General features: G+C 41.5%; 11 protein-coding genes. 3 read left to right on the top strand and 8 right to left on the bottom strand.

From position 1 onward, the window contains the following. Nucleotides 1–3 precede the first annotated feature (3 nt). A complete protein-coding gene (gene yidA, locus FJU10_RS11635) occupies nucleotides 4–822 on the top strand; it encodes a sugar-phosphatase (protein ID WP_081117497.1) in 819 nt (272 codons plus the stop codon). Between the two features lie 45 nt (nucleotides 823–867). Here yidA and FJU10_RS11630 read toward each other — a convergent pair whose 3' ends face one another. Further along, nucleotides 868–1,311: an NUDIX hydrolase gene (locus FJU10_RS11630; protein ID WP_140965997.1), complete on the bottom strand. Its 444-nt coding sequence runs from the start codon at nucleotides 1,309–1,311 to the stop codon at nucleotides 868–870. A gap of 147 nt (nucleotides 1,312–1,458) precedes the next feature. On the opposite strand from FJU10_RS11630, the gene FJU10_RS11625 reads away from it, so the two are divergent. Beyond that, nucleotides 1,459–1,833 (top strand): VOC family protein, encoded by a 375-nt coding sequence (locus FJU10_RS11625; protein ID WP_140965996.1) that lies wholly within the window; start codon nucleotides 1,459–1,461, stop codon nucleotides 1,831–1,833. An 87-nt stretch (nucleotides 1,834–1,920) separates the two neighbouring features. After that, nucleotides 1,921–2,634, top strand: coding sequence for a gamma-glutamyl-gamma-aminobutyrate hydrolase family protein (locus tag FJU10_RS11620; protein WP_081117498.1), 714 nt, complete (start codon nucleotides 1,921–1,923; stop codon nucleotides 2,632–2,634). 72 nt (nucleotides 2,635–2,706) lie between these two features. Here FJU10_RS11620 and FJU10_RS11615 read toward each other — a convergent pair whose 3' ends face one another. The 7 genes from FJU10_RS11615 to FJU10_RS11585 form a co-directional block, all read right to left on the bottom strand. Next, a complete protein-coding gene (locus FJU10_RS11615) occupies nucleotides 2,707–3,960 on the bottom strand; it encodes an ABC transporter permease (protein ID WP_140965995.1) in 1,254 nt (417 codons plus the stop codon). Then, nucleotides 3,953–4,852 carry an ABC transporter ATP-binding protein gene (locus FJU10_RS11610; RefSeq protein ID WP_140965994.1) on the bottom strand — a complete coding sequence of 300 codons (900 nt, stop codon included), beginning with the start codon at nucleotides 4,850–4,852 and terminating at the stop codon, nucleotides 3,953–3,955. The genes FJU10_RS11615 and FJU10_RS11610 overlap by 8 nt, the downstream gene beginning before the upstream one ends. A gap of 17 nt (nucleotides 4,853–4,869) precedes the next feature. Next, nucleotides 4,870–5,550, bottom strand: coding sequence for a DUF2812 domain-containing protein (locus FJU10_RS11605; protein ID WP_140965993.1), 681 nt, complete (start codon nucleotides 5,548–5,550; stop codon nucleotides 4,870–4,872). Then, complete coding sequence (locus tag FJU10_RS11600) at nucleotides 5,537–5,863, bottom strand: PadR family transcriptional regulator (RefSeq protein WP_077451805.1); 327 nt, start codon at nucleotides 5,861–5,863, stop codon at nucleotides 5,537–5,539. The genes FJU10_RS11605 and FJU10_RS11600 overlap by 14 nt, the downstream gene beginning before the upstream one ends. A gap of 120 nt (nucleotides 5,864–5,983) precedes the next feature. Then, complete coding sequence (locus FJU10_RS11595) at nucleotides 5,984–8,218, bottom strand: L,D-transpeptidase (RefSeq protein ID WP_140965992.1); 2,235 nt, start codon at nucleotides 8,216–8,218, stop codon at nucleotides 5,984–5,986. 179 nt (nucleotides 8,219–8,397) lie between these two features. Then, on the bottom strand, nucleotides 8,398–8,712 hold the full coding sequence (gene trxA, locus FJU10_RS11590) for a thioredoxin (protein WP_005228645.1): 315 nt from the start codon (nucleotides 8,710–8,712) through the stop codon (nucleotides 8,398–8,400). A 96-nt stretch (nucleotides 8,713–8,808) separates the two neighbouring features. Next, entirely contained in the window at nucleotides 8,809–11,172 is a 2,364-nt protein-coding gene (locus tag FJU10_RS11585; RefSeq protein ID WP_081117501.1) for an endonuclease MutS2, read from the bottom strand. Nucleotides 11,173–11,225 lie beyond the last annotated feature (53 nt).

The following is an 11,225-nucleotide window of genomic DNA, read 5'->3' as shown; positions in this document are numbered from 1 at the left end:
CTTATGAGTATCAAATTGATCGCCATCGATATCGATGGCACCCTGTTGAACAACGACCGCAAGATCACCCCAGCCGTTTACAAGGCATTGAAAGACGCTGAAAAGCAAGGTGTACGCATCGTTTTGTGTACGGGACGCCCTTTAACTGGTGTCCAAGATTTATTAAAGGAACTAGACTTATTTACGGACAATGATTTCGTGATTACTTATAATGGCTCTTTGGTTCAAAAAACCAAAAACCAAGAGATCATCTCTGAATTTGGTTTGTCCCAAGACGACTATCTCTTTGTTGAGATGACTGCGAGAAAATTAGGGGTTCATCTTCATGTAGAAACCGAAGATACTATGTATACCGCTAACCGCGATATCAGTCCTTATACGATTTATGAAGCTTTCTTAGTCAACATGCCATTGAAATATCGGACACCAGAAGAAATAACTGCTGACTTGAATATCATCAAAATGATGATGATCGATGATCCCGAAATACTGGATCAGATCATCCCACAATTGCCGAGCAGTTTGACGGACAACTACAATGTGGTCAAAAGTGCTCCTTACTTCTTGGAAGTCCTAAATAAACAAGCCCATAAAGGAGCTGCTGTCAAAAAATTGGCGGAGCACTTAGGCATCAAACAAGAAGAAGTCATGGCGATCGGCGATAACGAAAATGATTTAACCATGGTGGAATACGCTGGTATCGGAGTGGCGATGGCCAATGCCACTGAAAATGTGAAAAATGCCGCAGATGTCCTAACCGCTTCAAACGAAGAAGACGGTGTGGCAGAAGTAATCAACAAGTATGTTTTAGCAAATAACTAAGTGTAAAAAAAGGCAGGTTTCCTTTTTATCGGAAGCCTGCCTTTTTTATTTTGCCAACCATTGTTCAACTGCCCATTTATGACTGCCGCGTTTCAATCGTTTAATCGCTTCTTCTGGCGTATGCCATGACAACTGATTGGTTTCTTCTGTCGGTTCGCAGACTTTTTTCCATTTGGTCATTAAATAGAAATAGCCGGGGTGATGGTAAAATGTATCGCGATGGCGTGAATAGAAGTATTCAACTGCTTCTCCTAAATAGGCAGCGATCTCCCCTTCAAATCCAAGTTCTTCTATTAATTCTCTCTGGATCGCTTCTTCTTTGGTCTCATTTGGTTCAATTTCACCGCCTGGTAAAAAATAGGCGCCATTGGGTGCTTGTACCAAGATCACTTCATTTTTTTCATTTGGAAGAACGACATACGCGCCATATCTTGATTTGTATGGTTTCCCCGCTTCTTTTTCCCCAAACACAATTTCCTTTTCTGGCATGATTCCCTCCACCAACACTTTCTTTCCATTTTACCCTATGCCAATAGTCTGGACAAGCCGGAAATAACGCCCTGTTGTCTTTTATTCGTTATAAAATGAGAAAATATGTTATCATAAAACTATCAAGATCGAAAGGATGATTTACCCATGAAAATGGCTCACACTTGTGTCCGCGTCAAAGACTTAACGGCTTCTCTAGATTTTTATCAAACTGCCTTTGGTTTTGAAGAATCTCGCCGTCGTGATTTTCCTGAACATCAATTTACTTTGGTTTACTTAACATTGCCTGGTGATAACTACGAGCTAGAGTTGACATATAACTATGACCATCCTGGCTATGAGTTAGGCGACGGCTATGGCCACATCGCCATCAGTACCGATGATCTAGAAGCGCTTCATGAGAAGCACCAAGCTGCCGGATTTGATGTCACTGACCTGAAAGGACTACCAGGAACTTCTCCTTCTTACTATTTTGTGAAAGATCCTGATGGCTACAAAATCGAAGTTATTCGCGAAAAATAAAGCGAAGGTGATCGATAAAAGGACCTCGTGTCCTTTTTTCTTTTTCGATCCATTTCGATTCATTTACTAGTAGAAAGGTTTGATCAAATGAAACCCATTATCGGCATCGCTGCTAATGAACGACCAATGATTGAAGAAGCAGAGCATTGGTTGTCCTATACACCCAAAAATTTTGTCACCCATATCCAACAAGCCCAAGGCATTCCCCTATTATTACCAATGGGTGTCGTGGAAGATGCTGCAACTTATATCAGCAAAATCGATAAACTCTTGTTAGCCGGTGGTCATGATGTCTCCCCTGACCATTATGGCGAAGATCCTCATCCTTTGATTCAAGGCATTCATCCTGATCGTGATGTCTTTGAATTGGCATTGATCAAAGAAGCAGTGGCTCAAAACAAACCGATCCTTGGAATCTGCCGCGGTATGCAGTTACTAAATGTCGCATTTGGTGGGAGTTTGTACCAAGATCTCTCTTTGATCGATCACCCAACGATCAAACACGTGCAATTGCCAACGTTCTTTCAATTCCCTACACATCGGGTGGAAATCAAGGCAGACAGTCGTTTGGCTGCTCTTTTAGGCACAACCTATCACGTCAATTCTTTTCATCACCAAGCAGTCAAAACAGTTGCAGATGATTTCAACGTGACCGCCACCGCTCCTGATGGTGTTGTTGAAGCCATTGAATCCACCGCCTATGGCGCACCGATCTTAGGTATTCAGTGGCATCCTGAGCTAGCCGCTCACAAGTTGCCTTCTGAGCAATCGATCTTCGACTTTTTTGTGCAGGAATTCTAAAAGCTTGCACCTTGTTTTCTAGATTCTAGCCAATAAAAAACGCCCGATTACGAAAAGAATCGGGCGTTTTGCTTATTTCTCATTTTTCATTAACACCAGTGATTGTTTCAACGTTGCCAAGATACCATTGTCGTTATAGATCAAGACATTTGATTTGTACATTTTTGCAGAAATCAGCATCAGAACGATCGTAGTAACAGCAAGGATCCCTACTGAAATCAACGCTCCGCCAATCCCCACTGTATCATTAGCAAGCCGTACTGGCATAATATACGAGGACAAGAATGGGATATAAGAGGTTACTCGTAAAACAACGTTATGCGGATCCATACCGCCTAGTACGATTCCTAGCATATACCCGCCCAATGAAAGATACGTCACTGGAATAATGGCTTTCGCCGTATCTTCTGCTTTATTCACTAACGACCCGCAAAGGGCTGACAAGACAGAATAGATCAAGATTCCTAAGAAGACGAAAACGATCGCAAACACGAGGAAAGGACCAAAAATGCCATCTGACGAAAAACTTGCCAACAAGTCTTTTACCATCGAGTTGTCCTTGATCCAGAAATAACTCCCGCCAAAAATCGCAACATACGCAACTAGCTGGGTTGCTGCAACCATGATTACCCCAGTCAATTTGGCGTAGTAATGGGTTTGTGCTCGCGTACTAGACAAAATGACTTCCATAATGCGTGTGCCTTTTTCAGAAGCAATTTCTTGCGCAATGATTTGTGCGTAAGTGATGATAAAGAAAAAGAGAACGATTGTTGCGATGGTACTAACCGCTGCTTGCATCGCGGTATTATCTTCTCCATAGGTCATTTCGCCATCTTCACTGAAGGAAACTTTTTGCCGGTCAAGCGGTGCAACTTCACTAAGAACTGCCACTTGCTCAGCCGTCAAACCAAGCTCGCTAGCTCTATAGGATGACTGCAGGCCCGTCAATAATTGTTGGATCGTCAGCTCTAAAGCTTGCCCCATCGAAGACTCGCTTAATAATTCCCCTTGCAGCGTATCCCCTGAAGCAGTAATAACTAGCAAGGCATCAGCATCTTTGTCTGCCAATTGTTGTTGTCCTTGTTCTTCGCTGTCAACAACTTCAAATTCATAATCATCGCTACTTTGCTCCACAAAGGTCTGCGCAATGGCTGGTTCATTCGCATAAACCGCAATTTTATCGACACTGCTCATACCATCAGCAAAATAACTAATTAGATAAAACCCGCCCATTGCAATGAATGGAACCAATATCATAATCAAAAACGAAATTGATTTGATATTTTTCTTATAAACATCTAATGCGATTACCCAAAACTTATTCATTTGTTTTTCCTGCCTTCCGCTTAAAGATTTCTTCTAACGTTGGCGGTTGTTGATTGAACATAGGGATATAACCATCCGCCGTCGCTAAATCAAATAAGGTTTTTCCTACTGCAGGATCAGCAATCGTAATATCATAGCTGCCGTCTTCTCTAGCAATGACTTGCTCGACACCTGCCACTGCCAAAAGCTGTTCTTTCGTCAAATTAGACTCTAAATAAACTTTCGTTCGTCCAAAGGATTCACGAATTTCATGGACCTTTCCGTTTAAGACCGTTTGACCATCTCGTAGCATAATCAAGTGATCGCAGATTTTTTCTACATTATCCATATTATGGCTGGAGAAAATGACGCAAGAGCCTTTTTCTTTCAATTCAATGATCCCGTTTTTCAACAGTTCCGCGTTGACTGGGTCTAAGCCACTAAACGGTTCATCTAAAATCACTAATTTTGGTTCATGGATCAATGTTGAGATTAGCTGAACTTTTTGCTGATTTCCTTTTGATAAAGATTTGACTTTATCAGTTTTCTTGCCCTTGACTTTAAATTTGTCCATCCAATAGTCAATTTTAGGTACGATGTCTTCTTTCTTTTTGCCTCGTAAACGCGCGAAGTAGATCAATTGATCTTCAATCGTGACTTTTGGAAACAAGCCGCGTTCTTCTGGCAGATAGCCGATAATATTGTATTCTTTTTCACTAATTTTGTGACCATCCCATAATACTTCTCCTTGATCGGCTTTCAAGAAATCCAAAATCAATCGGAATGTCGTTGTTTTTCCTGCTCCGTTTTGACCAATTAAGCCCATGATCTGTCCATCATTGATGGTAAAGGATAAATGATCAACTGCTGTATAATCCCCAAATGTTTTTACTAATTGTTTTGCTTCTAACACATGCTCACCTTCCCTGTCTAATAAAATACATCACTAAAGAAAAAGCCGATAACGGCACCAATGATTGCTCCGACAAACATCAAAATGACTGTGTCACGAATTACCCGTTGTCGCTTCGCCAGTTTCTCTGGTTCATTGTAATAACTTGCTCGATTTTTATATAAGAATTTCATAATGATCGTGGTTACCCCGATACCAATCGGAATAAACACAAGACCAGTGAGTACTCCTAGTCCGAAAGATTTAAACGGATTTGTACGAATATTGAAATAACTAGCAATAAAATATATTGCTGCTAGTATTGCGAGACTGATTACCGAAAACAGAATCGATTTTTTCATCAAATAACGTGTCTCGTTATCAATCCGTTCTTGATAGCTTTCTTGATCACTGAAAATCGCCGGTGTATCTAGTGACGCTTTAAAATAAAAATACCGATCTTTATAATTGCTAATGTAGGTCCAGCCCCCAGCTTGGTACATCGCTAAGTAGTCAACGATCTCAGATGGTTCCCCTTCGAAAAAGTCCACTGCATATTTGGTCGCTTCTGGTTTTCCTTTGATAAACTTCAAAAAACCTAAACGATTCATCTTCACAAAATGCCAGCCTAGTGACGCTTGTTTTTGCAGACGAACCATTTCCTTTTCTGGATAGTAGGCGACTCCAAGAGAAAGAAGATATTTCTTATTGATGCCCATCTTGATCCCCTCCTAACGCTTCGAAGACTTGTTCTCCGATTTGATAAAATAATTTGCGTCGCTGAATATCTTTTTCCAGAATTTGTCTTCCTTCTAATGTAATTTGATAGATTTTTTTTCGATCAACGCTTTCTTCTAAATCAATCCACCCCTTTTTCGTAAGCTTTTTCAAAATCGTATACATCGTTGCGGGACCAATCTCAAACGTACCTTGGCTTAGGTCATCAATCTGTTTCATGATGAGATACCCATGTTTTGGCTTTAAAAGCGCTAATAAAATCAAATAGGTCGAATCTGTCAATGCCTCATCCATTAGATTCCTCCATCCATCACCTATATCACTTAATGATATATTATCGAATGATATAGCCAGCGTCAATCTTTTTTTTGGAAAATAAAAGCCGTCTCCGTTGACGGAAACGACTTTTAATCATTAATTAGCAATTTTGACAGGTGTATTATAAGGCATGTTATAGTAAAACCATTTGGCATCCGGCACTGCTAAACGAATACAGCCATGAGAAGCACGGGTACCTAGTTTTCGTCCTTCAACAGAACTAAAAGCATTGGTGGACCAAGCGATACTCGTTGGAATCGTATGGAATAAATAGACCCCATGGTCTTTAAAGGAGCGGTAGTAGGCGGCTCCTGAAAAAGCTAAGCCTTTTTCTGCTTGAATGCGGAAATTCCCTAAAGGTGTTGGTGTATTAAAGGCACCGGTCGAGCAAAGCATCGTATAAATCACTTTATTTCCTGATTTGATATAAACCCGCTGTTTGCTGATGGATACTTCAATGTTTAAGTTTTGAACGTTTAATGAAGGATATTTCCCTCCTGTAGTATACATCCAAAAATTGCTATTTACATTTGTGGTTTGATTTTCCTTGACCCAACCGATTCGACCAGCTGGCGAAACGAGATACAAGTAATTGCCATCACTTGTTTTTGCTAGTTTGGTCGCTTGTGCCATATAGCCTTTGTAGGCACTCTTTTTCCCAAGTTTCGTACTATTTGGATCGGCTTTTTCAAAGAAATTGCCATCTCCATTCTTGACGACCACATAGCGGCTAATGTTGCTTTGAGAAGTGATCGTATGGGCATTGGTCACTCCACTTGCATTGATGTAGCCCAGCCATTTGTTGTTGAGATAGAGTGAGTAGTAGGTGGAGCCGTTGAAATGTTGATATTTCCCAGTAACTTGAATATTCTTATTCATGTAATTTGCGCTACTGCCTTTTTTCTTCGTAAAAGCTAAATCTTGCCATAAGGTATAATTCTTGCTTTTAAGGCGGACTGTGCGTTTTTCGCTTTGCCAAGTACCTCCTTGATTGTTGGCGACCGTTGCTGCATCGGCATTTAAGTAGCCAATCCATTTTCCGTTAGCATCATAAAGGGACAAGTAGACACCGCCATTGACGTGGTTATATCTTCCTTTTGCAAGATAGGTTTTTCCCGCTAATTTCGTGGTAGTATTTTTCTTACTCGACCAACGGAAATTTCCCCAAATCGTGTAATTTTTCTTGGTCAATGTCACATATTTTCCGTAGGATTGATAGGCGCCTTGTGCATCCGTCGTTAACTTAACACCCGAGGCATTGATATAGCCCAACCATTTATTGTTATTTGTATAAAGGGAATAGTACGTCGACCCATTCAAGTGACGATATTTCCCAGTAACTTTGACTGTTTTGCCATTTAAAGCGGCTGTCGTTCCTTTCTTCGCTGTCCAATTAAAATTTTGCCATAGCGTATAATTTCCGCTGATGATTGTGGCATATTTTGATTCAGATTGCCATGCACCCCCGGGTGAAGTCGCTAGCTTAACACCGGCGGCTTTTATCCAACCGATGAGAACATTTTTATTTGAATACAATGCGTAATAGGCCACTTTATTATTCGTCGTGAATACTTCTTTGATTTCAAAGGTTTGACCATTAATGCTTGAAGAGGTGCTCGTTTTTTTATCTAAAAACACATCTTGCCAAAGCGGTTCTTTCGCACTTGTGATGGTTGCATATTTCTTCTCGGTTTTTAAGGTTCCGCTGGCAACTTTCACTGCTGCTTCTGCTACGACACCGACAACCTTTTGATCGTCGCGAATTTCAAGATAGGTCTGCTTGTCGGTACCTTGATACTGTTTGACACTACGGTATACCTTGCCAGCTAATTCATCGATCGTTCCTTGTTCGATCAATTGACCATTTTCTAATCGGTAAAGGATTTTTTGTGTTTCTGGATCTGTTGCGGCGATCGGCTTGATTTTTACATATTGGTTTTTATCTGCAACTGGTTCAACATCAATGTTCCCAAGTTCAGGTTCTTCAGAAGATTCTTCCGTCGATTGAGTAGATGAATCTTGCGTGGTCTCGGTCTGACTGCTCTCAGTCGTAGCCGTGCTAGTACTTGACGTTGTTTCTGATGAAGAGGTAGACGTTGATGAGGACTCTGTTGCCGTACTTGACTCTACACTCTCAGTGCTGGCCTCTTGAGATGATGCTGCGCTTTCTTCTGAGAAACTTTCTGACGTCGTCTCTTGCGCAGCGAAAGAAGCTGTTGTCGAATCCCCTTCATTTGCTGCATAAACTTGTGTGATCGTTCCTACAATGGGTGCGACCAGTACCCCAACAATCGCAACGCCTTGAAATAACCCGCGTTTTAACTTTTTCATTTTTATTCCCCCTTTAATCCTATTTTGGTATCACTTTCTTACTATATGAACGAGATATTTTTTAGTGCCACTCCCCACTTTAAGTATACCACTGCCTAAAAGAAAATTTGAAAAAAACGTCCCCAAAATAAAAAAAGCAATAGCCACTTTCGGCTATTGCTTAAAAAACATTTCTTCTATTACATATGTTCTGCAACTAAAGCTTTCAATTGATCTTTTGTATGAACCCCAATTGCTTTATCAACCACTTGTCCGTCTTTTTTCAACAACAAAGTTGGGATAGACATGATTCCGAATGAAGCAGGTGTTTCAGGATTTTCATCCACATCCATTTTCACGATCTTCAATTCGTCTTCCTCATATTCATTCGCTAATTGTTCCAAGATCGGTGCTTGCATACGACAAGGGCCACACCAAGTTGCCCAAAAATCAATAAGGACTAAGCCTTTATCGGTTTCTTCTGAAAAAGTTTTATCGGTAATTTCTTTTGCCATCGTACTTCCCCTCCATTTTTAAAACTAAAAAAAGTATACCACGTATCGGAAGTTTTTTAAAATCGTCTGCTTACAAAAGGTAAGGGTTCTTAACGTTTAGTTAAACTTCACAATGGTCGCTCCATTGCCTCCTTGATTTGCTGGGGCAAATTCAAAACTTTTCACCGAGCGATGGTTTTTTAGGTAGTCAGTGATCCCTTGACGCAATGCGCCGGTTCCTTTACCGTGAACAATCGTCACCTGCGGATAACCTGCCAAAATTGCTGCATCCAAATACTGATCCACTTCATTGAGGGCTTCTTCGTACCGCTTGCCGCGTAAATCCAACTGATTGACCACTGGACTGCTGTCAGCAGAACGAATCGTATTAACGATACGCTGTGTAGGCTCCTTCACTGGCGCTGCTGGTTGGAGATCTGTTTCTGGCAAATTCATTTTCAGAATGCCGATTTGGACTTGCCACTGATTTTTACCGGCTTTTTTCAACAGTACCCCGCGCTGCCCATAAGAAGTTACGAGTACCTCGTCTCCTTCTTTCAGCGTCTTGGCTGCTTTGGCTTTTTGCAGAACCTTGTTTTTTTGCAGATGTTCTTCTTGCTGCAGTCCTGATAGCTTGGTGCGCGCATCGATCAGTTCGTGTTCTTTGACCTTCGTTTGACCGCCAGCTAACTGCATTTTACGAATATCGGCAATGATTTTTTCTGATTCCTCTTTAGCCTCTTCTACGATTTGATTGGCTTTTTGACGGGCTTTTGCCAATTCTTTTTCGCGTTCTTCAAAGAAATAACTGTAAGCTGCTTCCAATTCTTGGTGCAAGCGGGCTGCTTCTTTTACATGATGACGAACTTCCAGATACTCCGTTTCCGTCATTTTGCGTCGATTTTCCAAATCAGCGATCATTTCATTCAGATCTTGACTTTCTCCATCCATGATCTCTTTGGCTTGGTCAATGATGGTATCTGGTAAGCCAAGTCTTTTTGAAATCTCAAACGCATTGCTTCGTCCTGGAACCCCGATCAACAAGCGATAGGTTGGACTTAAGGTATCAACATCAAATTCCATAGAGGCGTTGATCGTATTGGATCGGTTATAGCCATAAACTTTCAATTCTGGATAATGGGTCGTCGCCATGACATAAGCCGACTTAGCCCCAAGTTCGTCCAAAATCGCAATTGCTAGTGCCGCCCCTTCTTGAGGATCGGTCCCAGCACCTAGTTCATCAAAAAGCACCAGACTTGTTTCGTCGACTTTTTTCAATACATCAACGATCGTTGTCATATGTGAAGAAAAGGTCGATAGGCTTTGCTCAATGGATTGTTCATCACCAATGTCCGCAAAAATTTCATTGAAGACCCCCATTTGGCTTTCTTCTTCTGCCAGAATTGGTAAGCCGGCTTGGCCCATGATCTGCAACAGCCCTAATGTTTTTAAGGTGATGGTTTTCCCACCGGTATTCGGCCCAGTAATGACAACAGCTTGATAGTCTTTTCCAATCGTAATATCGTTAGGAACGACTTTTTCTTGATCGATCAATGGGTGACGTGCTTGTTTAAAAAAGACATGGTTGTCTTGATTGATCGCTGGTACGATTGCCTTCATCTCTTTCCCAAAACGAGCCTTGGCATTCATGAAATCCATGATTCCGATCACATATGCATTATGGAGGATCTCTCTTTGGTACGGAGCTAACTCTGCTGATAATTCCGCCAAAATACGAGTGATTTCGTCCCGTTCCGCAATTTGATGCTGACGCAAGCGGTTATTTTGTTCCACTACTTGTTTCGGTTCGATAAACAAGGTTTGACCAGAGGAACTTTGGTCGTGAACCACGCCGCCGAAAACACCTCGGTATTCTTGTTTGACTGGAATCACATAACGCTCATTTCGCATGGTTACGATCGTATCACTTAGATACTTTGCATTGCCACCTCGGACGATGCCATCCAATGTTTCGCGAATCGTCCGTTCTGCTCGTCGGATCGATTGGCGAATTCCCCGTAGTGCTGGAGAGGCATCGTCTGTGACTCGGCCATCCTCATCGATAGCTTCTTTCAAGCGACGATTCAAGGTTGGCAAAGACACCAACTGTTCTTCCCAGTGATACAAGCGGGAAAATTCAATCTCACTTTCAGACAAATCAGCAAAAAAGCGTTTCAATTCCTGCGTGGTTGATAAGACGCGGGCAACTTGTGCCAATTCAACGCCGTTTAAATCTGCGCCGATTTCGATCCGTTTCATTTGGGGACGAATATTCTCAATTTTTGGTACAGGGATTCCGCCTCTTAAACGCTGGATCTTGATCGCGTCTTCTGTTTCTGCTAGCCAAGAGGAAATGACTTGCTCATCACTTGATGGCACAAGCTTTGCTAAGGCTTCTTTTCCTTGGGCTGTTACGATATACTGACCGATTTGACTCTTTACTTGTTCAAATCCTAAAACATCAAGGATCTTAGTATTCATTCTTTTCTCACCTGCTTTGTTTTAACTTTTTGTTCCTAAGAAAAAGGCAGAAT

It is taken from the genome of Enterococcus sp. OL5, assembly GCF_006491895.1.
GTDB classification, from domain to species: Bacteria; Bacillota; Bacilli; order Lactobacillales; family Enterococcaceae; genus Enterococcus_D; species Enterococcus_D innesii.
Note: the sequence above shows the minus strand (reverse complement) of the source record. Positions and strands in the feature narration are given on the sequence as shown.

Bases quoted from the DNA above. Each gene is read 5' to 3' on its own strand.
- yidA (WP_081117497.1), top strand. From the start codon at position 4: ATGAGTATCAAATTGATCGCCATCGATATCGATGGCACCCTGTTGAAC.
- FJU10_RS11630 (WP_140965997.1), bottom strand. From the start codon at position 1,311: ATGCCAGAAAAGGAAATTGTGTTTGGGGAAAAAGAAGCGGGGAAACCA.
- FJU10_RS11625 (WP_140965996.1), top strand. From the start codon at position 1,459: ATGAAAATGGCTCACACTTGTGTCCGCGTCAAAGACTTAACGGCTTCT.
- FJU10_RS11620 (WP_081117498.1), top strand. From the start codon at position 1,921: ATGAAACCCATTATCGGCATCGCTGCTAATGAACGACCAATGATTGAA.
- FJU10_RS11615 (WP_140965995.1), bottom strand. From the start codon at position 3,960: ATGAATAAGTTTTGGGTAATCGCATTAGATGTTTATAAGAAAAATATC.
- FJU10_RS11605 (WP_140965993.1), bottom strand. From the start codon at position 5,550: ATGGGCATCAATAAGAAATATCTTCTTTCTCTTGGAGTCGCCTACTAT.
- FJU10_RS11600 (WP_077451805.1), bottom strand. From the start codon at position 5,863: ATGGATGAGGCATTGACAGATTCGACCTATTTGATTTTATTAGCGCTT.
- FJU10_RS11595 (WP_140965992.1), bottom strand. From the start codon at position 8,218: ATGAAAAAGTTAAAACGCGGGTTATTTCAAGGCGTTGCGATTGTTGGG.
- trxA (WP_005228645.1), bottom strand. From the start codon at position 8,712: ATGGCAAAAGAAATTACCGATAAAACTTTTTCAGAAGAAACCGATAAA.
- FJU10_RS11585 (WP_081117501.1), bottom strand. From the start codon at position 11,172: ATGAATACTAAGATCCTTGATGTTTTAGGATTTGAACAAGTAAAGAGT.